Source organism: Pseudomonas sp. AC172, assembly GCF_979258595.1.
This window is the reverse complement of sequence record NZ_OZ409868.1, coordinates 6,041,924-6,064,733: the sequence shown is the minus strand read 5'-3', so window position 1 is coordinate 6,064,733 and position 22,810 is coordinate 6,041,924. Positions and strand designations below refer to the sequence as shown.

Annotated in this window: 24 protein-coding genes; 20 read left to right on the top strand and 4 right to left on the bottom strand. The window is 60.1% G+C overall.

From position 1 onward, the window contains the following. Nucleotides 1-142: 142 nt before the first annotated feature. The 3 genes from ACZ0A4_RS27305 to ACZ0A4_RS27295 all read right to left on the bottom strand — a co-directional run bounded on the left by ACZ0A4_RS27305 (nucleotide 143) and on the right by ACZ0A4_RS27295 (nucleotide 2,463). Nucleotides 143-799 carry a hypothetical protein gene (locus ACZ0A4_RS27305; protein ID WP_463577049.1) on the bottom strand — a complete coding sequence of 219 codons (657 nt, stop codon included), beginning with the start codon at nucleotides 797-799 and terminating at the stop codon, nucleotides 143-145. Between the two features lie 50 nt (nucleotides 800-849). After that, entirely contained in the window at nucleotides 850-1,668 is an 819-nt protein-coding gene (locus ACZ0A4_RS27300) for a hypothetical protein (protein ID WP_463577047.1), read from the bottom strand. A gap of 129 nt (nucleotides 1,669-1,797) precedes the next feature. Continuing rightward, complete coding sequence (locus ACZ0A4_RS27295) at nucleotides 1,798-2,463, bottom strand: hypothetical protein (protein ID WP_463577045.1); 666 nt, start codon at nucleotides 2,461-2,463, stop codon at nucleotides 1,798-1,800. Nucleotides 2,464-2,691: 228 nt separating this feature from the next. On the opposite strand from ACZ0A4_RS27295, the gene cbiE reads away from it, so the two are divergent. The 20 genes from cbiE (at nucleotide 2,692) to ureC (ending at nucleotide 22,319) form a co-directional block, all read left to right on the top strand. Beyond that, a complete protein-coding gene (gene cbiE, locus ACZ0A4_RS27290; protein ID WP_463577044.1) occupies nucleotides 2,692-3,903 on the top strand; it encodes a precorrin-6y C5,15-methyltransferase (decarboxylating) subunit CbiE in 1,212 nt (403 codons plus the stop codon). After that, entirely contained in the window at nucleotides 3,896-4,993 is a 1,098-nt protein-coding gene (locus ACZ0A4_RS27285; protein ID WP_463577043.1) for a cobalt-precorrin-5B (C(1))-methyltransferase, read from the top strand. The genes cbiE and ACZ0A4_RS27285 overlap by 8 nt, the downstream gene beginning before the upstream one ends. Then, complete coding sequence (locus ACZ0A4_RS27280) at nucleotides 4,990-5,718, top strand: cobalt-precorrin-6A reductase (RefSeq protein ID WP_463577041.1); 729 nt, start codon at nucleotides 4,990-4,992, stop codon at nucleotides 5,716-5,718. Before ACZ0A4_RS27285 ends, ACZ0A4_RS27280 begins: the two co-directional genes overlap by 4 nt. Before the next feature lie 341 nt (nucleotides 5,719-6,059). Then, complete coding sequence (locus ACZ0A4_RS27275; protein WP_463577039.1) at nucleotides 6,060-6,371, top strand: hypothetical protein; 312 nt, start codon at nucleotides 6,060-6,062, stop codon at nucleotides 6,369-6,371. 47 nt (nucleotides 6,372-6,418) lie between these two features. After that, nucleotides 6,419-6,817, top strand: coding sequence for a DUF2946 domain-containing protein (locus ACZ0A4_RS27270; protein ID WP_430947230.1), 399 nt, complete (start codon nucleotides 6,419-6,421; stop codon nucleotides 6,815-6,817). Nucleotides 6,818-6,865: 48 nt separating this feature from the next. Further along, nucleotides 6,866-7,345 (top strand): copper chaperone PCu(A)C, encoded by a 480-nt coding sequence (locus ACZ0A4_RS27265; protein ID WP_463577037.1) that lies wholly within the window; start codon nucleotides 6,866-6,868, stop codon nucleotides 7,343-7,345. A gap of 21 nt (nucleotides 7,346-7,366) precedes the next feature. Continuing rightward, on the top strand, nucleotides 7,367-7,813 hold the full coding sequence (locus ACZ0A4_RS27260; RefSeq protein ID WP_463577035.1) for a DUF2946 domain-containing protein: 447 nt from the start codon (nucleotides 7,367-7,369) through the stop codon (nucleotides 7,811-7,813). Nucleotides 7,814-7,897: 84 nt separating this feature from the next. Next, nucleotides 7,898-10,018 carry a TonB-dependent copper receptor gene (locus tag ACZ0A4_RS27255; RefSeq protein WP_463577034.1) on the top strand — a complete coding sequence of 707 codons (2,121 nt, stop codon included), beginning with the start codon at nucleotides 7,898-7,900 and terminating at the stop codon, nucleotides 10,016-10,018. Nucleotides 10,019-10,164: 146 nt separating this feature from the next. Next, nucleotides 10,165-11,538, top strand: a complete 1,374-nt coding sequence (locus ACZ0A4_RS27250) for a PepSY-associated TM helix domain-containing protein (RefSeq protein ID WP_463577032.1) — start codon at nucleotides 10,165-10,167, stop codon at nucleotides 11,536-11,538. 254 nt (nucleotides 11,539-11,792) lie between these two features. Continuing rightward, complete coding sequence (urtA, locus tag ACZ0A4_RS27245; RefSeq protein WP_463577030.1) at nucleotides 11,793-13,058, top strand: urea ABC transporter substrate-binding protein; 1,266 nt, start codon at nucleotides 11,793-11,795, stop codon at nucleotides 13,056-13,058. Between the two features lie 336 nt (nucleotides 13,059-13,394). Continuing rightward, nucleotides 13,395-14,897, top strand: a complete 1,503-nt coding sequence (gene urtB / locus ACZ0A4_RS27240; protein ID WP_463577028.1) for an urea ABC transporter permease subunit UrtB — start codon at nucleotides 13,395-13,397, stop codon at nucleotides 14,895-14,897. After that, nucleotides 14,897-15,976: an urea ABC transporter permease subunit UrtC gene (gene urtC / locus ACZ0A4_RS27235; protein WP_463577026.1), complete on the top strand. Its 1,080-nt coding sequence runs from the start codon at nucleotides 14,897-14,899 to the stop codon at nucleotides 15,974-15,976. The genes urtB and urtC overlap by 1 nt, the downstream gene beginning before the upstream one ends. Continuing rightward, nucleotides 15,973-16,842, top strand: coding sequence for an urea ABC transporter ATP-binding protein UrtD (urtD, locus tag ACZ0A4_RS27230; RefSeq protein WP_463577024.1), 870 nt, complete (start codon nucleotides 15,973-15,975; stop codon nucleotides 16,840-16,842). Before urtC ends, urtD begins: the two co-directional genes overlap by 4 nt. 142 nt (nucleotides 16,843-16,984) lie before the next feature. Next, the gene (gene urtE / locus ACZ0A4_RS27225; RefSeq protein WP_077570731.1) at nucleotides 16,985-17,683 is read left to right on the top strand and encodes an urea ABC transporter ATP-binding subunit UrtE; all 699 of its coding nucleotides are present in this window, start codon (nucleotides 16,985-16,987) and stop codon (nucleotides 17,681-17,683) included. Nucleotides 17,684-17,726: 43 nt separating this feature from the next. Then, nucleotides 17,727-18,566, top strand: a complete 840-nt coding sequence (locus ACZ0A4_RS27220) for an urease accessory protein UreD (RefSeq protein ID WP_463577022.1) — start codon at nucleotides 17,727-17,729, stop codon at nucleotides 18,564-18,566. Between the two features lie 223 nt (nucleotides 18,567-18,789). Beyond that, nucleotides 18,790-19,092, top strand: coding sequence for an urease subunit gamma (gene ureA, locus ACZ0A4_RS27215; protein ID WP_016984788.1), 303 nt, complete (start codon nucleotides 18,790-18,792; stop codon nucleotides 19,090-19,092). 9 nt (nucleotides 19,093-19,101) lie between these two features. Continuing rightward, nucleotides 19,102-19,635 carry a GNAT family N-acetyltransferase gene (locus ACZ0A4_RS27210; protein ID WP_463577020.1) on the top strand — a complete coding sequence of 178 codons (534 nt, stop codon included), beginning with the start codon at nucleotides 19,102-19,104 and terminating at the stop codon, nucleotides 19,633-19,635. 5 nt (nucleotides 19,636-19,640) lie between these two features. Beyond that, complete coding sequence (locus ACZ0A4_RS27205) at nucleotides 19,641-20,174, top strand: GNAT family N-acetyltransferase (RefSeq protein WP_463577018.1); 534 nt, start codon at nucleotides 19,641-19,643, stop codon at nucleotides 20,172-20,174. Continuing rightward, nucleotides 20,174-20,479 carry an urease subunit beta gene (locus ACZ0A4_RS27200; RefSeq protein WP_127925651.1) on the top strand — a complete coding sequence of 102 codons (306 nt, stop codon included), beginning with the start codon at nucleotides 20,174-20,176 and terminating at the stop codon, nucleotides 20,477-20,479. The genes ACZ0A4_RS27205 and ACZ0A4_RS27200 overlap by 1 nt, the downstream gene beginning before the upstream one ends. Nucleotides 20,480-20,618: 139 nt before the next feature. Then, the gene (gene ureC / locus ACZ0A4_RS27195) at nucleotides 20,619-22,319 is read left to right on the top strand and encodes an urease subunit alpha (RefSeq protein ID WP_463577016.1); all 1,701 of its coding nucleotides are present in this window, start codon (nucleotides 20,619-20,621) and stop codon (nucleotides 22,317-22,319) included. A gap of 180 nt (nucleotides 22,320-22,499) precedes the next feature. Here ureC and ACZ0A4_RS27190 read toward each other — a convergent pair whose 3' ends face one another. Further along, entirely contained in the window at nucleotides 22,500-22,805 is a 306-nt protein-coding gene (locus tag ACZ0A4_RS27190; RefSeq protein ID WP_016984795.1) for a chaperone modulator CbpM, read from the bottom strand. Nucleotides 22,806-22,810: the final 5 nt, after the last annotated feature.

Here is a 22,810-nt window from a genome sequence, read left to right as displayed (position 1 = left end):
TGACCGGCTGCGTGGGAAAGGCGCTTCGCGGGCGAAGGCGCGGTATTATGCCTGCTTTGTCCGCTGGCATGAAAAGTCTGCCCGTCGGAATGCTTTCCGGCGGACAAACCTCATTCCTCTACCGCCGCAGGTGTGACGGCTTTCAAGTCAAGGCGATGATTTGCTCGTGACGCCGCTCACCGAGCAAGGAGATCACCGTTGCCCGGGAGAAATCATAGTCATCGCCATCCATAAGGGCCGTGCTGGTAGAGACGGAAATGTTACCCACTACTTCGTCCGCGCTGAAACGGTGTTGAAAAATATTCGTACCCATAATCTCGGAGCATTCAAAAGAGATAACAACCGTAGTAATGGTGATTCCTGGAGAAAAAACAGCGAACATGAATCTTATCCATCTGCCTTCATGAACGACATGCTTCTGAAGTACGTCAAGGGTCGGCGACGTTTCCTCCAGTTTCAAAGCTGACATCCAGTGCCCACCGGGGATTTTTATTGGAGGCTCCGAGGAATTGTTTATTTCCTGCACTATTTCCAACAATGTAAATGCCCCTGACGCTGACAAGGGAACGTTGATCTCTCGATCATCTGCCAGCACCGCACCCGCCACTCTCATCGCCATCTTATTGGCATGCGCCCACGACTCCACTGCAGAAAGCTCCAACACTTTACGGGACGCGGCCGTTTGCGAATAAAGCAGCGCATCCAGTGCATCCTGACGCTCCTGACTCGATAAATCGTCGGCCACCAGCACCAACGCGCAGCCACATACGAAAGCTGAACAACTCGGATCTCGACTCATTTGCAACTCCCTAAAAAGCCAGAGGTTCAGACCTCTGGCTTTAATCAAGTTCAGGCGCTTTTGCCAAACTCCATGGTGAGTGCTTTTTCGCGCTGCGCGGTCAGTGCCTTCACGATCAGTGGCTCTGCAATCAGATAGTCTTCCTCTTCAATCTCCATCGTGGCGGCAGCATTGTAAATCTGCACGTCGGTAGGTACCCACTCTACAAACAACACCTTGGTCTGCTGAGCTTTGGCAAAATACTGCACAGCAGCCACCGCCATCGTGATCGCGCCATCTGCATCCTCTTTGGAACTTGTCAGGCAGAAGTTTCCACCTTCGGCTTTTTTAGAGTTCTTCTCAAAAAGCACCAGTGCTTCCGGTTCTTTCTTCAGCGCTTCCATGGTCGAGTCCGCCACCGTCGAAAGCACTTTCAATGCCGCCTGGCCTTGGCCGACAGCAGCGCCCACGGCACTATGAATAAGCGACAAAGCGATATTGTCCATTGTCACTTTCGCCGACCCGGCTTCATAACGGTTATAGGGGCTGCTGAAAGGAAACCAACCCGCCAGTTTCATCAGCCGCAGGAACTCGTCGTAACGCTGCTCTTTTTGGCTAGCCGCGGGGAATTTAAATAACGCTGCAAGGTCGGCGTACATATAAGAGTTTTTGACAATTCGCTTACTACGCTTGGACATACTCGCATCAAAGCCGGCAATACCCGCTCCCATAATAGCTGCGTTCAACTCATCCTTATCGATAGGCAATTCAACACCGACACGGGCAGCTCGCGATCTCAAAATGGGTTGCGCGCCAATAAATGCATTGCACTCTTCAATCGCGGCAATACGCTCAGCAGCGGACATCACTTTTTCATTTACATCATTCACAATAATACTCCTTCAATTATTAATGCGCCCTCATGGCACCAGAGCAAATTATCCACTACCAACAAAATATTCAACTCGGACATTATTCAATAAATTTCAAACAACCCTTCAAACAAGAACACTTCAAGACTATCTCGCCAACTCGACTTCTCTCAACCGTCTTTCGATTACAGCCAGATTTAACTGCTCGCGGTATTTATTGATCTGCCCCGGCGTGATGACAAAGCGCCTGGACTGAATATCCAGCTGCGAACCTTCGTGTTTTATTTTCCAGAACAAATAGGTGGACACCCATTCAGAACTTAACAGACGTACATTGCTGATAACGATCTCCAGCTCCTTATGAAGATTATAACCAGCGGGAGAGAAGCGAAAATCCCCCGTTTTTTGCGTGCTGCTGGTGAACACATCGGTGCCGTTCAAATCAAGCTCAAGCGATTGAAAGGTTTCTTTCATTCTCTTGAGCTTTTCCCGACTTAGTTGCATAGACAAAGACTTTTCCCACACTTGCAGAATGTCACCGGAAAAATTTCTGTCTGAAACGATCACAGGGGCGTGGTCCAGACTCCAACCAACAGACCACATGACGCCTGAGTAATGTTCAAACCAGGCAGCAGATTCTCGCCTTCTATTGAAGCGAAGATCAGCCTCGCATTCAGCCCAACGCATGCTATTTTTTATAAATCGCTTGTCCTCCTTCGTCACGTCAGAAAAGAACGACAGGAGATTACTTCCCATCACTGCCGAGCAGCCTTCATCAGGCAACAAGCCCGACCCACTGTAAACTTCCACCATGAAACACCTCATTCGATTACTTTCATTATATTTATAACTGCACACCAGAAGTGTCATGCCATTCTCCGAAATGGCCAAACCACAACAAACTAACAACCCACTGACAACCTTGAAAAAAACAATATGGACATTTCATTTCCGTCACTCTATGAAAGTTATTGCAGTCAGTTCACTGGCGTCGCGTTATCATGTTGATCCGCAAAGACAAGCGCGTAATCGAGGAACGGCATGACCCCTTGGCTAACAGTTGTAGGCGTAACTGAGGATGGCTTTAAAGGCCTGGGCAAAAACGCCCGGCGTGCCCTGATGGGCGCCTCGCGGATCGTCGGTGGCCAGCGTCAACTGGATTTGCTGCCGGTGTGTATTCGCGGTGAGCGGCAGTTGTGGCCGAGCCCGTTTTCTCTCGCGCCGGTGCTGGAGCAACGTGGCGAAGCAGTGTGTGTGCTGGCCAGCGGTGACCCGATGTTCTTCGGCGTCGGTGCCAGCCTTGCCCGCCAGGTGCCGAGCGAGGAAATGCTGATCCTGCCGGCACCGTCGTCCTGTTCGCTGGCCGCCGCGCGTCTTGGCTGGCCGTTGCAGGACGTGGTGACGCTGTCGCTGGTGGCCCGGCCACTGGCGGCGCTCAATGCGCAATTGTTCAGTGGCGTGCGGCTGTTGCTGTTGAGCAACGACGGTCAGAGTCCGGCGGCAGTCGCGACGTTGCTGCGCGAGCGCGGTTTCGGTTCGAGTCGCATGAGTGTTCTCGAGCATCTGGGCGGTGACGCCGAGCGGCGCATCGACAGCAGCGCCGACGCTTGGGACGACGCGCCGATAGCAGACCTCAATGTCATCGCCATCGAATGCCTGGCCGACGCACAGGCTCCGCGCCTGTCACGTTTGGCCGGGCTGCCCGACTCGGCCTTCCAGCATGACGGCCAACTGACCAAACGCGATGTGCGCGCCATCACCCTCGCCCGCCTCGCCCCGACCCCCGGTCAATTGCTTTGGGATGTCGGCGCCGGCTGCGGTTCGATCGGTATCGAGTGGATGCGCGCGCACCCGAGTTGCCGCGCCTTGGCCATCGAGGCCGATGATGGCCGTCAGCAATTGATCGAGCACAACCGCGATGCCTTGGGCGTGCCCGGCCTGCAATTGATTTGCGGCAAGGCGCCGCAGGCGCTGGACGGACTGGAACGCCCGGACGCGATTTTCATCGGCGGCGGCGTGACCCGAGAGGGCGTCTTCGAAACCTGTTGGGAACACCTGAAGCCCGGTGGCCGTCTGGTCGCCAACGCGGTGACCCTGCAAAGCGAAGTGGCCCTGATGAACTGGCGCGAGCGCTTCGGCGGCGAACTGACGCGCATCCATGTCGCCCACGCGCAGCCACTTGGCGAGTTCGATACCTGGCGGCAGGCGCTGCCAATCACTTTGCTCGATCTGGTCAAACCCCTCGATGCGTGACGAAACCGCCGAACAACCCGCGCCCTTGCGTAGCGGCCTGACCACCGGCAGCTGCGCCACCGCCACCAGCCTCGCCGCCGCACGCCTGCTGCTCGGCGGGCTGTCGGCCGATGCGGTGCAGATCGTGTTGCCCAAAGGCAAACAAGTGCAGATGCGCCTGGAATTCTGTCGCCTGACCGATGACGGCGCCGAGGCCGGAACGATCAAGGATGCTGGCGACGATCCCGACGTGACCCACGGTGCGCTGCTCTATTCGCGGGTACGGCTAATGGCCGAACCGGGAATTCGCTTCAATGCCGGTTCCGGCGTGGGCACCGTGACTCGGCCGGGGCTGGTGCTGGGTGTCGGCGAACCGGCGATCAACCCGGTGCCGCGCAAAATGATCAGCGACCACCTGACGCTGCTCGCTGCCGAGACCGGTTACGGCGGCGGCTTCGACGTCACCGTCAACGTCGAGGGCGGCGAAGCGCTGGCGCTGAAAACCATGAATCCGCGACTGGGCATCCTCGGTGGATTATCGATCCTCGGCACCAGCGGCATCGTCCGGCCGTTCTCTTGCGCGGCCTATATCGCCTCGATTCATCAGGGCATCGATGTGGCGAAAACCAACGGCTACCTGCACATCGCTGCCTGTACCGGCAACGCCAGCGAAGACACCATGCGCCGGGTCTATAACCTGCCGGAAATCGCCCTGATCGAAATGGGCGACTTCGTCGGCGCGGTGCTCAAGCATTTGCGCAAAGTACCTGTGGATAAACTCAGCCTGTGCGGCGGTTTCGGCAAGATCAGCAAACTGGCGGCCGGGCACATGGATTTGCATTCGCGGCATTCCAGTATTGATTTGCCGCAACTGGCGGAGTGGGCGGCGGCGATTGGCGCGGATGAGGCGTTGCAGCAAGGCATTCGTGAAGCCAATACCAGTCAGCAGGCGCTGGCCATGTCCAGTGCGGCGGGGATCGCCCTCGGCGATGAAGTCTGTCGACATGCGTTGAATTTCGCCCGCAGCGTGGTGCCCGCGCAGGTGCAGGTCGAGGTGTTTGCGATTGATCGTCAAGGTGGGATTGTCGGGCATGCCGGAGGTTTTGCATGAAACGGATTTTGCTGCTCGGCGGCGTGACGGAAGCGCTGGCGATTGCTCGCACGCTGGGGCCGCAGCATATCTATAGCCTCGCCGGTGTTGGCCGGGTGCCGACCGATCTGAGCTGTCAGGTGCGCGTCGGTGGTTATGGCGGTGCCGAAGGTCTGGCGCAATTCATTCATGACGAAGGCATCGATCTGCTGCTCGACGCCACGCATCCCTATGCCGCACAGATCAGCCAGAACGTCGCGACCGCCGCGCGACTGTCCGGCATACCCTGCTGGGCATTGCGCCGTCCGGCGTGGCAGCCGCAGCCGGGTGATGATTGGCGCGAAGTTGGTGACTGGGCCGAGCTGATCACTGCCCTCAAACCCTTCCATCGCCCCTTGTTCACCCTTGGCCGCGAACCGCTGCAACACCTCGACGAAATCCCCTCCGAGCAGTTCTGGACCCTGCGCGCCCTCGACGTTTATCCCGGCAACGAACGCTGCGAAGTGATCGGCGCCCGTGGGCCGTTTCTGCTGGAGGATGAGCGTGCGCTGTTCGAGCGACGGCAGATCGATGTGCTGATCAGCAAGAACAGCGGCAGCACCGCCACCGAGCCAAAGCTGGAAGTGGCGCGCGAGCGTGGGGTTCCGGTGCTGGTGTTGAAGCGCCCGGGGTTGCCGGGGGTTGATCGGGAGTTTGCCTCGGTCGACGCAATCCTCATGGCCCTTGCGCCCCTTAACCTTATCTAAAAACAAGCGCAGTTCTCACGGACGCCTTCGCGAGCAAGTCGAATCGTCGCACCGCCGCTTCCACAAGGTTCGCGACGTACACAGACTACGTGTTCGCCACCGACCAGTGTGGGAGCGAGCCTGCTCGCGAAGACGTCGGCAAAGTCCGCACATCATTGCCTGACCCACCGCTTTCGCGAGCAGGCTCGCTCCCACAATGTCACGGGCTCGGCCGGATATCTGACTTTAATCCTACAAACGCGCCGGACACTGCCCACAACAACTTAGCGAATCGCTGACTATCGGCAGTCAGTGTCCACCTCTACGCTCAACGTCTTTGATTCCAAGGGCGTACACATTCAATGTCAGATAAATTCTCCCGTTTCGACGTCAAGGATTACCTAAAAACACCTGTCGATCTTAGCGAATACATCAAGGGCTGTGAAATCGAAGACTCGGGTGATGGGCAGCTCAACCGGGTAGCACTTCGAGACGTCAAGCAGACCATTCGTGCACGAATAGAAAGCGACTCGAATTTCGCCCAGGCAATGCGAATCGAAGCCGCTACACTCATTTATAACGGCGAAATCGAGCTGGGGCGCAGGCTTCTCAAGCTCTTGCAGGAAGCGCTGCGACACCAAACCGCACGACGCTTTTTTACTTATCGGCCCTGATCAGGCTAAATAGCCGCGCCTGATCGCCCACCCAATGGATCTGTCCCATGAACCGACACCGGCTAGCAATTGCCTGGATCGCCTGCTTTGCAGTGCTGTTCAACATGCTCGCCATGCCGATGACCGGGGCGATGGCGCAGGCGGCCAGTTCACCGGCCGAACAGTTGCTCTGGAGCAGTTTCTGCACCGGCAGCGGGACGAAGATGGTGGCGATCAACATCGGCACCACCGATCAAAAAGCCCCGGCCAACGATACACATTCGAACATGCAGCATTGCTGGTGTTGCTCAGGCTCGGCGCCCTTGGTGGCGCTGCCAGGGCATTCGCCGCAGCTGTATTTCGCCCGCTACGAAAGCAATCGCAGCGTCGCGCCCGCCTCACTGCAAACACCTACTCCGCGCCAGCAATGGCCAAGCCTCAATCCCCGCGCCTCCCCTCTGGTTTGATTTGTTCGCGCAATTGACCTGCGTTTCAAATCGTTCTGGAGAACTGCCATGTTGAACAAACTCATCATCGTCGCTGCGCTGCTGTTGCCGGCGTGCTTTGCCCATGCTCACGAATACAAGGCGGGCGAGCTGGAAATCGCTCATCCGTGGTCGCAAGAGTTGCCGCCGAATGCGCCAACGATCGCCGCCTACTTCATCATTCACAACGCAGGCAAGACTGACGACCGCCTGCTCAGCGTCGACTCGCCGATTGCTCCTGAAGCGCAACTGCACGAGCACGTGATGCAGGGCGATCTGATGAAGATGCAACAAGTGCCAAGCGTGGCCATTCCGGCCGGCGGCAACGTGACGTTTGCGCCGATGGCCTATCACGTGATGCTGCTCAACCCGACTGATCGCAGCCTGCTCAGCGACGGCAAACGCTTCCCGCTGACGATGCATTTCGAGAAGGCCGGTGACGTCACCGTCGAAGTCTCGGTGCAGAAGAAGCCACCGGAAACCACGCAGGCCCACGCGCACGCCCAGTAAGCCTTCCGGCAGACTCCGCCCATGCGCCCGCTGAGCGCCAGGCCCTCCCGGCAACGCCGTCAGACTCAATACCTGACCGGCGGCAGCTGGATCGCCCTGTTCGCCATGTTGATGATTTTCATCGGCCCACTGATTTCTCAGTCGATGCCGATGGATCAACACGCCTCGACTTCCATGCCGATGAGCATGGACATGTCGATGGACATGCCCGGCATGGATCACTCGGGCCATGACGCCAAGCCTTCCGCTGAACACTGCCCGCCACAATCCTCGCACCACGTGCTCTGGGAAAAGTGCGGCTACTGCAGCCTGCTGTTCAATTGCCCGGCGCTGACCGGCGGTGGCGATTTCGTTGCCTTCAATATCCTGCCGCTGAACACCTTCACCCCGCCCTCCCCGCGCCTGGGCCACGCCCGGCAACCCTTCTTCCCCGGAGCCCGCAGTCGCGCCCCGCCCATCGCAGCGTAAACACGCACCTTTGATTGCACACGGTTGAGAAGACAGCTTCAGGCTGCCGGCCGTGTCGTTTACGACTGTTTGATGGAAATTGTCATGTCCAGGTTTGCTGCTGTTCCACGCTCGGGCTGTGCCCCGGCGTCCTTCGCTTTGAACGAATCGCGGATTCGCTTCAGGCACGCTACCGCCGTCCTTTGCGGCGTCCTGCTGTCCCCGCTGGTGCTGGCCGATGATCACGCCAGTCACCAGGAAGAACTGAGCCCGACGGTGATCACCGCAATTGCGCCGAGCTCGCCGCTGACCATCGTCACCAATCCAAAAGACCCGCGCCAACCGGTGCCGGCCAGCGACGGTGGCGATTATCTGAAGACCATTCCGGGTTTTGCGCTAGTACGCAATGGCGGCACCAACGGTGATCCGGTGCTGCGCGGCATGTTCGGCTCACGCCTGAACATCCTCACCAATGGCAGTATGATGCTCGGCGCCTGCCCCGGCCGAATGGACGCGCCGACTTCGTACATCTCGCCGGAAACCTACGACAAACTCACCGTGATCAAAGGCCCGCAAACCGTGCTGTATGGCCCGGGCGCGTCGGCGGGTACGGTGCTGTTCGATCGTGAACCGGAGAGCTTCGGCGAACTCGGCACCCGTGTGAACGCGAGCATTCTCGCCGGCTCTCACGGACGCTTCGACAAGGTCGTCGACGCCGCTGCCGGCGGGCCGTTGGGCTACGTGCGGGTGATCGGCAACACTGCGCATTCCGACGATTACCGTGACGGCAACAACGACATCGTCGCCTCGCGCTACGACAAGTGGAACGGTGACATCGCGATCGGTTGGACCCCGGACGCCGACACCTTGATCGAACTCACCGCCGGCAAGGGCGATGGCGAAGCGCGCTACGCCGGACGCGGCATGGACGGCTCGCAGTTCCTGCGTGAAAGCCTCGGCCTGCGTTTCGAGAAATCCAACATCACTGACGTGCTGGAGAAACTCGAAGCGCAGGTCTACTACAACTACGCCGACCACGTGATGGACAACTACACCCTGCGCACGCCGTCCGGCACCGGGATGATGGCCGGGCCCATGGCGTCCAACGTCGACCGTCGCACCCTCGGCGCACGGATCAAAGCGACGTGGCGCTGGGCTGATATCCAGTTGATCACTGGCCTCGACGCGCAGACCAACGAGCACCGCCAGCGCAGCGGCATGGGCATCGATACCTACAAGGATCAGCCGTACACCAAGGACGCTGATTTCCATAACTACGGCGTATTCAGCGAAATGACCTGGTACGCCGCCGACCGTGACCGGCTGATCAGCGGTGCCCGCGTCGACCGTGCTTCGGCCAAGGATTACCGGCAAACCACCGGTTCGGGAATGATGTCCCGCCCGAACCCGACCGCCGACGACACCCGCGCCGACACCCTGCCTAGCGGGTTCATCCGCTACGAGCATGATCTCGCCGACAGTCCGACCACGCTCTATGCAGGCCTCGGTCATGCACAGCGCTTTCCGGATTATTGGGAGCTGTTTTCGCCCAAGTCCGGCCCGGCCGGATCGGTCAATGCGTTCGATTCGATCAAACCGGAAAAGACTACCCAGTTCGACTTTGGCGTGAACTACAAGAGCGCCGACCTCGAAGCCTGGGCCTCGGGCTATATCGGCGTGGTGCGCGATTACATCCTCTTCGACTACACCCCGGGAATGATGGGCATGAGCACCTCGCGCGCCGAGAACATCGACGCGCGGATCATGGGCGGTGAACTCGGTGCCGCGTACAGACTTACCGACCACTGGAAAGCCGATGCGACCCTGGCCTACGCCTGGGGCAAGAACAGCAGCGACGGTTCGGCCCTGCCGCAAATGCCGCCAATGGATGCACGCTTCGGTCTGACCTATACCGAAGACAACTGGAGCGCTGGCGCACTGTGGAGGGTGGTTGCCGCGCAAAACCGTATCGACCAGAACAAAGGCAACGTGGTCGGCAAGGATTACGACAAGAGTTCGGGCTTCGGCGTGTTCTCACTCAACGGTGCCTATCGGATCAACAAGCACTGGAAGGTCAGCAGCGGCGTCGACAACCTGTTCGGCAAGGCTTACGCCGAACACCTGAACCTGGCGGGCAACGCCGGGTTCGGCTACCCCGCCAATGACCCGCAAGCGGTCAATGAACCGGGGCGCACGCTCTGGACCAAGGTGGACATGAGTTTCTAACACCCACCCATGTGGGAGCGAGCTTGCTCGCGAAGGGGACGGCACATTCAACATTGATGTCGTCTGATACGACGCCTTCGCGAGCAGGCTCGCTCCCACAGGGTCGCAGAACAACTAGAAGATCCAAGCCAAGCGGAGCACACGTGATGAAACAGCCCAAACCGAATTTCTACAACCTGGCCTGGCGTTGGCATTTTTACGCCGGCCTGTTCGTCGCCCCGTTCATGGTGATGCTGGCCCTGACCGGCATCATTTATCTGTTCAAACCGCAGCTCGATTCGCTGATGTACAGCAGCCTGCTCAACGTCCCCGCCGGCCATCACACCGTCTCGGCCGATGACCTGCTGCAACGAGTAAAAAGCGCCTATCCACAAGGCCAGGTCACCCAATACCTGCCGCCGGTCAACGCCGAACGCAGCGCGCAGTTTGTCGTCAAGAACGCAGGTCACGAACTCAACGTATTCATCGATCCGTACCACGGCGACATCCTTGGCGAACAGGATGCCAAGCAAAATCTGCAAGCCATCGCCCGGGCAATTCATGGCGAATTGATGATCGGCACCGTTGGTGATCGGCTCATCGAAATGGCCGCCGGTTGGGGCGTGGTGCTGGTGGTGTCCGGCCTGTTCCTGTGGTGGCCGCGCGGTCAGGCTGCGGGCATTTTGTGGCCGCGCCTGAACAGTCGCGGTCGCGTGTTGTGGCGTGATCTGCACGCGGTCACCGGGTTCTGGGGCGCGACCCTGTTGCTGGTGATGTTGCTCAGCGGCATGACCTGGACCGGGTTCTGGGGCAAGCAATACGCCCAGGTGTGGAACGTGTTCCCGGCGGCGATGTGGGACAACGTGCCGACCTCCGACGTCGAGGCGCGCAGCCTCAACACCGCCACGCGCCAGACCGTGCCGTGGGCGATGGAAAACACGCCGATGCCGATGTCCGGCGACCACGCCGAACACATGAACCACGGCGCCACCAACGCTGGCCCCGCAGCGCCCGCCATCAGCCTGCAAGACGTGCAGAACATCGCCACCCAGCGCAAGGTCGAACCCGGTTACAGCATCACCCTGCCGACCACCGCTACCGGCGTGTTCACCATCGCCGTGTTCGCCGATGACCCGCGCAACGATGCCACTCTGCATGTCGATCAGTACACCGGCAAAGTCCTCGCCGATGTGCGTTTCGAGCAGTACGGCACGGTCGCCCGCGCCACTGAGATCGGCGTGATGCTCCACGAGGGCAAGATGTTCGGCACCTTCAACCAGATCGTCGTACTGCTGATCTGCCTGATGATTCTGCTCAGCGCCGTCAGCGGCGTGGTGATCTGGTGGAAGCGCCGGCCACAGGGCAAAGTCGGCGTGCCGCCGCTGCGCCATGACCTGCCGAAATGGAAAACCGGCGTGGTGATCATGCTGGCGCTGGCGGTGGTGTTTCCGCTGGTAGGCGCTTCGCTGGTGGTGGTGTGGTTGCTGGATCGATTGCTGCTGGCGCGACTGGGTGGACAAACCGAATCGGCCTCGACCTGATACCGCCCCGCTCTTCTTCAAAACCAATCCCGTGTGGGCCGCCCCACACGGGATTTTTTTGCGCCCCAATCTGGCGCGGCGGCCTGCACCAATGCGCCATAGGCGTTCCTTCGTGGTGCATGCGCTACGCAACCAACCGCTCTAACACGACATTTTCTTGCCAAAACCCGACCGGGCACAGCCCTTGCAAAACACCCTTCAGTCGTCCGCATCTGCCAACCAAAAAAACTTCAAACGTTCATGGAGATCGCACAATGAAGCGTCGCAGTTTGATCAAGGCTTTCACACTCACGGCATCCATTGCCGCGATGGGCATGACCTGGACTGTCCAGGCCGCCGAGACCATCAAGGTCGGGATTCTGCATTCGTTGTCCGGCACCATGGCGATCTCCGAAACGTCGCTCAAAGACATGGCGCTGATGACCATCGACGAGATCAACGCCAAGGGTGGTGTGAACGGCAAGATGCTTGAGCCGGTGGTGGTGGATCCAGCGTCGAACTGGCCGCTGTTCGCCGAAAAAGGCCGGCAGTTGCTGACTCAGGACAAGGTCGCCGTGGTGTTCGGCTGCTGGACTTCGGTGTCGCGTAAATCGGTGTTGCCGGTGTTCGAAGAGCTAAATGGCCTGCTGTTCTACCCGGTGCAATACGAAGGCGAAGAGATGTCGCCGAACGTCTTCTACACCGGCGCCGCGCCTAATCAGCAAGCGATCCCCGCCGTTGAATATTTGATGAGTGAAGAAGGCGGCAACGCCAAGCGCTACTTCCTGCTCGGCACCGACTACGTCTACCCGCGCACCACCAACAAGATTCTGCGTTCGTTCCTCCATTCCAAAGGCGTGGCCGACAAGGACATCGAAGAGGTCTACACGCCGTTCGGTCATAGCGACTATCAAACCATCGTCGCCAACATCAAAAAATTCTCGGCCGGCGGCAAGACTGCGGTCATCTCGACGGTCAACGGCGACTCCAACGTGCCGTTCTACAAAGAGCTGGCCAACCAGGGTCTGAAGGCGACCGACGTGCCGGTAGTAGCGTTCTCGGTCGGCGAAGAAGAACTGCGCGGCATCGACACCAAACCGCTGGTGGGCAACCTCGCGGCGTGGAACTACTTCGAGTCGGTAGAGAACCCGCAGAACAAGAAATTCGTCGCCGACTGGAAAGCCTACGCGAAGAAACACAACCTGCCGGGCGCGGACAAAGCCGTGACCAACGACCCGATGGAGGCCACTTACGTCGGTATCCACATGTGGGCGCAGGCGGTTGAGAAAGCCAAATCCACCGATGTCGACAAAGTGCGTGAAGCGCTGGCCGGGCAGACGTTTGCGGCGCCGTCGGGTTACACGTTGACCATGGACAAGACCAACCACCACCTGCACAAACCTGTGATGATCGGCGAGATTCAGGCCGATGGTCAGTTCAACGTGGTGTGGCAGACCGAGGGGCCAATCCGCGCGCAACCGTGGAGCCCGTTCATTCAGGGCAACGACAAGAAGCCGGATTATGCGGTGAAGAGCAACTGAGGCGGATTCAGTCATTGAGGCGGGCTTGAGATTTCCCCCTCACCCCAGCCCTCTCCCTCTCCCTCAGGGAGAGGGGGAAAGGGAGCAGATCTTCATGCTCTTCAAAGCCTGAGTTCGGCTCGAATTCGTTGGTCGCAGCACATCGCCCAAACACCTCGGTCAGTCCCCTCAATTTCAAGAGGGAGAGGGGGGAAAGGGAGCTGATCTTCATGCTTTTCAAAGCCTGAGTTCGGCTCGAATTCGCAGGTCGCAGCACATCGTCCAGACACCTCGGTCAGTCCCCTCTCCCTCCGGGAGAGGGTTAGGGTGAGGGGGCGGTTGAACAGGACACCACTAATGCCCACTGCCATACACCGCTTGCTCATAGCCATCGCACTCTTGCTGCCAATGCTGGCCCACGCCGGCGACGCCGAAGACTTCGTCGCGGCCAATCCCGTGCAACAGGCCAAACTCCTCGAAACCTGGGCTGCGCAGCCCGACCCGGCCCGTATCGAATTGCTCAACGCCCTGCAACAAGGCGAGCTGACCATCGACGGCCAACCGAAAACCCTGCGCCTGAACAATCGCCTGCGGGGTCTGATCGACACCGCCATGGCCAGCCACCAATTGCTCGCCGCCGACGCCAAAATCCGTCTGACTGCCGCGCAGCAATTGCAGAAAAGCGCGAAACCCGCGCAGCTGAAATTCCTCGACCAGCAACTGGCTGGCGAAAAAGACGAAAGCGTCCACGCCGCGCTGAGCCTGGCGCTGGCCAATCTGCAACTGGTCGACACTGACCCGACGGTGCGTCTTGCCGCAGTACGCCTGCTCGGCGAAACCGGCGATCCACTCGCCCGTACCCGCCTCGAAGGCTTGCTCGAACCCGGCGTCGAGAACGATGCCGGCGTACGCACGGCGGCCGAAACCAGCCTCGCCCAGGTCAAACGCAAACTGCTGATCGGCGAGATCCTCGGCCAGGCCTTCAGCGGCATGTCCCTCGGTTCGATTCTGCTGTTGGCAGCGCTCGGTCTGGCCATCACGTTCGGCCTGCTCGGCGTGATCAACATGGCCCACGGCGAGATGCTGATGCTCGGTGCCTACTCGACGTATGTGGTGCAGTTGATGTTCCAGCGCTACGCACCGCAAGCGATTGAGTTCTACCCGTTGATCGCGCTGCCGGTGGCGTTCTTCGTCACGGCGGCGATCGGCATGGCGCTGGAGCGCACGGTGATTCGTCACCTCTACGGCCGACCGCTGGAAACACTGCTCGCGACGTGGGGCATCAGTCTGATGCTGATTCAGCTTGTACGTTTGTTGTTCGGCGCGCAGAACGTCGAAGTCGCCAATCCGGCATGGCTGTCCGGCGGCATTCAAGTGCTGCCGAATCTGGTCTTGCCGTACAACCGCATCGTCATCATCGCGTTCGCACTGTTCGTCGTCGTACTGACCTGGTTGCTGCTGAATAAAACGCGCTTGGGCCTCAACGTCCGCGCCGTCACCCAGAATCGCAACATGGCCGCCTGCTGCGGCGTGCCGACCGGGCGCGTGGACATGCTCGCCTTCGGCCTCGGCTCGGGCATCGCCGGCCTCGGCGGTGTCGCGCTGAGCCAGATCGGCAACGTCGGCCCGGATCTTGGCCAGAGCTACATCATCGACTCGTTCCTTGTCGTGGTGCTCGGCGGCGTCGGGCAACTCGCCGGTAGCGTGCTCGCGGCATTCGGCCTCGGCATCGCCAACAAGATTCTCGAACCGCAGATCGGTGCGGTGCTCGGCAAGATCCTGATCCTCGCGCTGATCATTCTGTTTATCCAGAAACGTCCGCAAGGCCTCTTCGCACTGAAAGGACGGGTGATCGACTGATGAACCAGCCTCTGTTAGTCACGGCCACACAAAAGGCCGGCCCGAAAGTTACGATCGCCGTCGGTGCGGTGATCCTCGCCCTGCTGATCGCCCTACCGCTGCTGTCACTGTTGCCGGCGGAAAATGCACTGTCGGTCTCGGCGTACACGCTGACCCTGGTCGGCAAAATCCTCTGCTATGCCATCGTCGCCCTGGCGCTGGATCTGGTCTGGGGTTACGCCGGTTTGCTGTCGCTGGGCCACGGATTGTTCTTCGCCCTCGGCGGTTATGCGATGGGCATGTACCTGATGCGTCAGGCTGCCGGCGATGGCTTGCCGGCGTTCATGACCTTCCTGTCATGGAGCGAATTGCCGTGGTACTGGACCGGTACCAGCAGCTTCGTCTGGGCGATGTGTCTGGTGGTGTTGGCGCCGGGGTCGCTGGCGCTGGTGTTCGGGTTCTTCGCCTTCCGTTCGCGGATCAAAGGCGTGTATTTCTCGATCATGACCCAAGCCCTGACCTTCGCCGGCATGCTCCTGTTTTTCCGCAACGAGACCGGGTTTGGCGGCAACAACGGCTTCACCAATTTCCGCACGATCCTCGGTTTCGGTATCACTGAACCGGGGACGCGCGCGGTGCTGTTTCTGGCCACGGTGTTATTGCTGGTGGCGAGCCTGTTTATCGGCTGGCGCCTGGCGCAGAGCAAGTTCGGCCGCGTGTTGACCGCGTTGCGCGATGCGGAAAACCGCTTGATGTTCTGCGGCTACGACCCGCGCGGTTTCAAGCTGTTCGTGTGGGTCTTGAGTGCGGTGTTGTGTGGTCTGGCCGGAGCGTTGTATGTGCCGCAAGTCGGCATCATCAACCCGAGCGAAATGTCGCCGACCAACTCGATTGAAGCGGCGGTGTGGGTGGCCCTCGGCGGTCGCGGTACCTTGATCGGTCCGTTGCTCGGTGCCGGTGTGGTCAATGGCATGAAGAGCTGGTTCACCGTGGCGTTCCCGGAATACTGGCTGTTCTTCCTCGGCGCGCTGTTCATCGTCGTGACGCTGTACTTGCCCAAAGGCGTGATCGGTCTGCTGAAGAAACGAGGTGAACAATGAGAGTCACGGCGAGCGCTGAATTCATGTTGGAACCGGCCTTTTTTCCCGTGGAACCGAACAAGGACGCCGGCACCAGCCGCGACTCGATCGGCCTCGGCCAGCGCGTCGGCCCGGGCCTCGACACCCGTCACGGCACGATCCTCACCCTGGAAGACATCAGCGTCAGCTTCGACGGCTTCCGTGCACTGAACAATCTCAACCTGTACATCGGCGTCGGCGAATTGCGCTGCATCATCGGCCCTAACGGCGCGGGTAAAACCACGCTGATGGACGTGATCACCGGCAAGACTCGCCCGAGTCACGGCAAGGCCTGGTTCGGTGAAACGCTGGATCTGACGCAGATGAGCGAAGTGCAAATCGCCCAGGCCGGCATCGGTCGCAAGTTCCAGAAACCGACGGTGTTCGAAGCGCTGAGCGTGTTTGAAAACCTTGAATTGGCGCAGAAAACCGACAAGTCAGTGTGGGCCAGTTTGCATGCGCGATTGAGTGGCGAACAGAAAGACCGGATCAGCGAAGTGCTGGAGACGATTCGCCTGACCACCTCGGTCAATCGTCAGGCCGGGTTGTTGTCCCACGGGCAGAAGCAGTTTCTCGAGATCGGCATGTTGCTGATGCAGGACCCGCAACTGTTGCTGCTCGATGAGCCGGTGGCGGGGATGACCGATGCGGAAACCGAGTTCACTGCCGAACTGTTCAAGTCGCTGGCAGGCAAGCATTCGCTGATGGTGGTGGAGCATGACATGGGCTTCGTCGGCTCGATTGCTGATCATGTAACCGTGCTGCATCAGGGCAGCGTTTTGGCGGAAGGCTCGCTTGAGCAAGTGCAGGAAAACGAGCGCGTGATCGAGGTTTACCTCGGCCGCTGAACTGCAAACACTCATCAAAACTGTGGGAGCTGGCTTGCCAGCGATGAGGCCGGCACATCCAGCATTAATGCCGACTGATCCACCGCTATCGCTGGCAAGCCAGCTCCCACAGGGTTCTGTGTGCAACAGAAGGAATTTGAACATGCTGCAAGTCGACAAGCTGCACCAGTACTACGGCGGTAGTCACATCCTGCGCGGTCTCTCGTTCGACGTGAAGGTCGGCGAAGTCACCTGCCTGCTCGGCCGTAACGGCGTCGGCAAGACCACCCTGCTCAAGTGCCTGATGGGCCTGCTGCCGGCCAAAGAAGGCGCGGTGAATTGGGAGGGCAAACCGATCACCACGTTCAAGCCGCACCAGCGCGTTCACGCCGGCATCGCCTACGTGCCACAGGGCCGGGAGATCTTCGGACGCCTGACCGTTGAAGAAAATCTGTTGATGGGCCTTTCGCGCTTCCCCGGCAGTGAAGCCAAAGAAGTCCCAAGTTTCATCTACGAATTGTTCCCGGTGCTGCTACAAATGAAGCAGCGTCGCGGCGGTGACCTCTCCGGCGGTCAGCAACAGCAATTGGCAATTGGTCGCGCATTGGCCAGTCGTCCACGGTTACTGATCCTCGATGAGCCCACCGAAGGCATCCAACCCTCGGTGATCAAGGAAATCGGCGCGGTGATCAAGCAACTTGCGGCGCGCGGTGACATGGCGATTTTGCTGGTCGAGCAGTTCTACGATTTCGCGGCGGAACTGGCCGATCAGTATCTGGTGATGTCCCGGGGCGAGATCGTCCAGCAGGGTCGCGGTGAAAATATGGAGGCCGAGGGTGTGCGCGGGCTGGTAACGATCTAGTACAACGAACTAATCTGTAGCGTCCTAACGATAATTACAAATCATGAATTCGACTGTTGTACCTGTCTTGTTTACCCCGAGCTGGCATGCCGAGCTGGAACTCGCTTACGCCCGTTTCGGCGACTGCACGCGCCCGGTCATGCGCCGGCACCTCGGCCCGCTGCGCGTACAAAAGCATCTGTACGCCGAAGGCCCCGAGGTCTGCCAGCACATCATCGTCCACCCGCCGGGCGGGATTGCCGGCGGTGATCGGCTGGACATCAGCGCCCGCGTCGAACCTGGCGCCTGGGCGCAGATCACCAGCCCCGGCGCGGCCAAGTGGTATCGCGCTGGTGGCCCGGCCTACCAGAAACTCGACTTGCAGGTGGCGGCCGGGGCGACCCTGGAATGGCTGCCACAGGAAACCATCGTCTACAGCGCCGCCCAAGCCGAACTCACGACTTCGATCGATCTGCAGGGTGATGCGCGGCTGTTCTACTGGGATGTGGTGGCGCTGGGTCGCCCGGCGAGTGGTGAGCGTTTCGACCGTGGGCACTTTCAGGCGCACCTGGATATTCGTCGCGACGGCCGTTTGCTCTGGCATGAACGCCAGCGCATTGTCGGCGGTGATGGCTTGCTCGATTCGCCGATCGGGCTGGATGGCCATCCGGTGTTTGCGACGTTGTTGGTGACCGGTGAAATTGACGCTGAGTTGCTCGAACGTTGCCGCTCGCTCGGCCACGAAGTGCGCGGGGATTTGACGCAACTGCCCGGCTTTTTGGTAGCCCGTTGTCTGTCGTCTGAAGCGTTGCTAGCCCGCGCTTGGCTCATCGATTTATGGCGCTTGCTCAGACCGGCGCTGCTCGGTCGCGAGGCGGTATCTCCCAGAATATGGAGCACCTGAAAGCGACCCTCACCCCCCGCCCTCTCCCGGAGGGAGAGGGAGCCTGACCGAGTTGCCTGAAATGAATTCAACTGCCTGAAAGAACACTGCTGACTGAACCGGCCATTGAAAACAACCGAGATCAGTCCCCTCTCCCTCGGGAGAGGGCTAGGGTGAGGGGCTGCTCCGACTGGCACCCCGCGCCCGCAAGAACCTCACAAATCTACCCTGACGGAACCCCACAATGGACCTGACCCCACGCGAAAAAGACAAGCTGCTGATCTTCACCGCCGGCCTCGTCGCCGAGCGGCGGTTGGCACGCGGTGTGAAACTCAATTACCCGGAAGCCATGGCCTACATCTCCGCAGCCCTGCTCGAAGGCGCGCGTGACGGCCAGACCGTGGCTGAGCTGATGCACTTCGGCACCACCCTGCTCAGCCGCGAACAAGTGATGGAAGGCATCGCGGAAATGATCCCGGAGATCCAGGTCGAAGCGACGTTCCCCGACGGCACCAAACTGGTCACCGTTCACCAACCGATCGTCTGAGGCCGCGCCATGACTTACACCATTCGCGATGCCGTCCACGCCGATCTGCCGGCGATCCGCGACATCTACAACGATGCCGTGCTCAACACCACGGCGATCTGGAATGAACAAGCCGTCGACCTCGGCAACCGTCAGGCGTGGTTCAGCGCGCGTCAGGCTCAGGCCTATCCGATTCTGGTAATCGTCGACGCCGACAACAGCGTGCTCGGCTACGCTTCGTTCGGTGACTGGCGGCCGTTCGATGGCTTTCGCCACACCGTCGAGCACTCGGTGTATGTGCGCAGCGACCAGCGTGGCAACGGCCTCGGCCCGCAACTGATGACCGCACTGATCGAACGGGCGAAGACCTGCGGCAAGCACGTGATGGTCGCCGCCATCGAAAGTGGCAACGCCGCTTCGATTCGCTTGCACGAGCGAGCCGGTTTCATCAGCACCGGGCAGATGCCGCAAGTCGGCACCAAGTTCGGCCGCTGGCTCGATCTGACCTTTATGCAACTGACCCTCAATCCTGGCGCGGAGCCGCCTGACACCATCAAGGAGTGACACCGATGAACGCCGCCCAGCTGCGCCGCGTCAATGCTGAAAGTTTTGCGCATTACCGTCAGGGTCTGATCGATCTGCTGCTCGATGCGGTGGGGTACGGCGCCAGCGTCGGCTTCATGGCCGATCTCGATGCCGCGCAGGCGCGCGCTTATTTCGATGAGGTGCAGGACAGCGTCAACAAGGGCAGCGTGCTGCTCTGGGTGGTGGTCAAGGACGAGCAGGTGCTGGCCAGTGTTCAGTTGGGTCTGTGCCAGAAGGCCAACGGCCTCAACCGCGCCGAAGTGCAGAAACTGCTGGTGCGCGAACACGCGCGGCGTCGCGGCCTCGGCCAGCAACTGATGAGTGCGCTGGAACTCGAAGCGCCCAAACACAAGCGCGGCATGCTCTACCTCGACACCGAGGCCGGCTCGCCCGCCGAGGATTTCTACAAGGCGTTGGGTTACACCCGCGCGGGCCAGATCCCCGATTACGCCTGCGACCCACACGGCACATACCGGGCGACCGCCCTCTATTACAAGATTCTGCAAGGAGCCCAGTGATGATTCCTGGCGAGTACCAGATCCAGCCCGGTGACATCGAACTCAACGTCGGCCGCCGCACCCTCAGCCTGAAAGTCGCCAACAGCGGCGACCGGCCGATTCAGGTGGGGTCGCACTATCACTTTTTTGAAACCAACGACGCGCTGACCTTTGATCGCGCCGCAAGCCGTGGCATGCGCCTGAATATTCCGGCCGGCACCGCCGTGCGCTTTGAGCCGGGGCAGAGCCGCGAAGTCGAGCTGGTCGATTACGCCGGGCATCGGCGGGTGTTCGGGTTTGCCGGACGGATCATGGGCGACCTGTAACTAACGCGGTGTCCGCACTGGCCCCTTCGCGAGCAGGCTCGCTCCCACATGAGAACGCGATCAAATGTGGGAGCGAGCCTGCTCGCGAAAGCGAGTAATGCGAGCGATCTCAAAACCAATTGAATCTCAAGGCGAACGAATGAAGATCTCCCGTCAAGCCTACGCCGACATGTTCGGCCCCACCGTCGGCGACAAGGTGCGCCTGGCCGACACCGAGCTGTGGATCGAAGTGGAAAAAGACTTCACCACCTACGGCGAAGAAGTGAAATTCGGCGGCGGCAAAGTCATCCGCGACGGCCAGGGCCAAAGCCAGCTGCTGGCCGCCGAGGTCGTCGACACACTGATCACCAACGCGCTGATCATCGACCACTGGGGCATCGTCAAGGCCGACGTCGGCCTCAAGGACGGGCGCATCGCCGCGATCGGCAAGGCCGGCAACCCCGACGTGCAGCCCAACGTGACCATCGCCATCGGCGCCGGCACTGAAGTGATCGCCGGCGAAGGCATGATCCTCACCGCTGGCGGCATCGACACGCACATCCACTTCATCTGCCCGCAGCAGATCGAAGAGGCGCTGATGAGCGGCGTCACCACGATGATCGGCGGCGGCACCGGCCCGGCCACCGGCACCAACGCCACGACGTGCACCTCCGGTCCGTGGCACCTGGCGCGCATGCTTCAGGCCGCCGATGCGTTCCCGATGAACATCGGCCTCACCGGCAAAGGCAACGCCAGCCTGCCGGAGCCGCTGATCGAGCAGGTCAAGGCCGGCGCCATCGGCCTCAAGTTGCACGAGGACTGGGGCACCACGCCAGCGAGCATCGACAACTGCCTGAGCGTCGCCGACCAATACGACGTGCAGGTGGCGATCCACACCGACACCCTCAACGAATCGGGTTTCGTCGAAACCACGTTGGGCGCGTTCAAGGGCCGCACCATCCACACCTATCACACCGAAGGTGCCGGCGGCGGTCACGCGCCGGACATCATCAAGGCCTGCGGCTTCCCCAATGTGCTGCCGAGTTCGACCAACCCGACCCGGCCGTTCACCCGCAACACCATCGACGAACACCTCGACATGCTGATGGTCTGCCACCACCTCGATCCGAGCATTGCCGAAGACGTCGCGTTTGCCGAAAGCCGTATCCGCCGCGAAACGATTGCCGCCGAAGACATTCTCCACGACCTCGGCGCGTTCTCGATGATCAGCTCCGACAGTCAGGCCATGGGCCGTGTCGGTGAAGTCATCACGCGCACCTGGCAGACCGCCGACAAAATGAAAAAGCAGCGCGGCCCGCTGCCCCTGGACGGCGCAGGCAACGACAACTTCCGTGCCAAACGCTACATTGCCAAATACACCATCAACCCGGCGATCACCCATGGCATCAGCCATGAAGTCGGTTCGATCGAGGTCGGCAAGTGGGCGGATCTGGTGCTATGGCGCCCGGCGTTCTTTGGCGTGAAACCGACGCTGATTCTCAAGGGCGGCGCGATTGCCGCCAGCCTGATGGGCGATGCCAACGCCTCGATTCCGACCCCGCAACCGGTGCATTACCGCCCGATGTTTGCCAGCTACGGCGGCTCGCTGCACGCTACCAGCCTGACCTTTATCAGCCAGGCGGCGCAGGAAGCCGGATTGCCGGAAGCGTTGGGGTTGAAGAAGAAAATCGCCGTGGTCAAAGGTTGCCGTGACGTGCAGAAAACCGACCTGATCCACAACGACTATCTGCCGGACATCGATGTCGATCCGCAGACGTATCAGGTCAAGGCTGATGGCGTGCTGCTGTGGTGTGAACCGGCGGAAACGTTGCCGATGGCGCAGCGGTACTTTCTGTTCTGACCACAAAAAAAGGCCCTTCGGGGCCTTTTCAGTGTTGAGTCAGAAACTCCGCGTTATCGTTCTTCGCGAGCAAGCTCGCTCCCACATTTTTCCCGCATTCCTTCAGTTGAAATGCAATCCAATGTGGGAGCGAGCCTGCTCGCGGAGGCCCGATCAGCCAACCGGAAAACCTCTGACCGACTACTCCACCACCAACCGCCCTAACCGCTGCCGCAACATGCGGTTTTCGGCACGCAACTCGCGCACTTCTTCCAGCAGATCCAGCGCCAGCGCAACCCCTTCCCACTCCAGCTCCAGATCCCGGCGCAACTTCGCCGCACGCTTGGCCAGGGCCAATTCGTAGTCGGTGAACCGCCATTCCCGGGGCTGCGCGCCCTGAGGTTCGAGGATGCCGTGCTCGACGATTTCGATCACGTAGACGTCCGACAAATCGGCCGCCTCACAGAATTCTGCCAGGTCCAGTTGAACGATCAGGGGGCTGCTCATGATGG

Coding starts and splice junctions, on each gene's coding strand:
- ACZ0A4_RS27255 (WP_463577034.1), top strand. CDS start 7,898: ATGTCCAGGTTTGCTGCTGTTCCACGCTCGGGCTGTGCCCCGGCGTCC.
- ACZ0A4_RS27285 (WP_463577043.1), top strand. CDS start 3,896: ATGCGTGACGAAACCGCCGAACAACCCGCGCCCTTGCGTAGCGGCCTG.
- ACZ0A4_RS27200 (WP_127925651.1), top strand. CDS start 20,174: ATGATTCCTGGCGAGTACCAGATCCAGCCCGGTGACATCGAACTCAAC.
- ACZ0A4_RS27305 (WP_463577049.1), bottom strand. CDS start 799: ATGAGTCGAGATCCGAGTTGTTCAGCTTTCGTATGTGGCTGCGCGTTG.
- urtE (WP_077570731.1), top strand. CDS start 16,985: ATGCTGCAAGTCGACAAGCTGCACCAGTACTACGGCGGTAGTCACATC.
- ACZ0A4_RS27265 (WP_463577037.1), top strand. CDS start 6,866: ATGTTGAACAAACTCATCATCGTCGCTGCGCTGCTGTTGCCGGCGTGC.
- ACZ0A4_RS27270 (WP_430947230.1), top strand. CDS start 6,419: ATGAACCGACACCGGCTAGCAATTGCCTGGATCGCCTGCTTTGCAGTG.
- ACZ0A4_RS27280 (WP_463577041.1), top strand. CDS start 4,990: ATGAAACGGATTTTGCTGCTCGGCGGCGTGACGGAAGCGCTGGCGATT.
- ACZ0A4_RS27190 (WP_016984795.1), bottom strand. CDS start 22,805: ATGAGCAGCCCCCTGATCGTTCAACTGGACCTGGCAGAATTCTGTGAG.
- urtC (WP_463577026.1), top strand. CDS start 14,897: ATGAACCAGCCTCTGTTAGTCACGGCCACACAAAAGGCCGGCCCGAAA.
- urtA (WP_463577030.1), top strand. CDS start 11,793: ATGAAGCGTCGCAGTTTGATCAAGGCTTTCACACTCACGGCATCCATT.
- cbiE (WP_463577044.1), top strand. CDS start 2,692: ATGACCCCTTGGCTAACAGTTGTAGGCGTAACTGAGGATGGCTTTAAA.
- urtD (WP_463577024.1), top strand. CDS start 15,973: ATGAGAGTCACGGCGAGCGCTGAATTCATGTTGGAACCGGCCTTTTTT.
- ACZ0A4_RS27250 (WP_463577032.1), top strand. CDS start 10,165: ATGAAACAGCCCAAACCGAATTTCTACAACCTGGCCTGGCGTTGGCAT.
- urtB (WP_463577028.1), top strand. CDS start 13,395: ATGCCCACTGCCATACACCGCTTGCTCATAGCCATCGCACTCTTGCTG.
- ACZ0A4_RS27220 (WP_463577022.1), top strand. CDS start 17,727: ATGAATTCGACTGTTGTACCTGTCTTGTTTACCCCGAGCTGGCATGCC.
- ACZ0A4_RS27295 (WP_463577045.1), bottom strand. CDS start 2,463: ATGGTGGAAGTTTACAGTGGGTCGGGCTTGTTGCCTGATGAAGGCTGC.
- ACZ0A4_RS27210 (WP_463577020.1), top strand. CDS start 19,102: ATGACTTACACCATTCGCGATGCCGTCCACGCCGATCTGCCGGCGATC.
- ureA (WP_016984788.1), top strand. CDS start 18,790: ATGGACCTGACCCCACGCGAAAAAGACAAGCTGCTGATCTTCACCGCC.
- ACZ0A4_RS27260 (WP_463577035.1), top strand. CDS start 7,367: ATGCGCCCGCTGAGCGCCAGGCCCTCCCGGCAACGCCGTCAGACTCAA.
- ureC (WP_463577016.1), top strand. CDS start 20,619: ATGAAGATCTCCCGTCAAGCCTACGCCGACATGTTCGGCCCCACCGTC.
- ACZ0A4_RS27205 (WP_463577018.1), top strand. CDS start 19,641: ATGAACGCCGCCCAGCTGCGCCGCGTCAATGCTGAAAGTTTTGCGCAT.
- ACZ0A4_RS27275 (WP_463577039.1), top strand. CDS start 6,060: ATGTCAGATAAATTCTCCCGTTTCGACGTCAAGGATTACCTAAAAACA.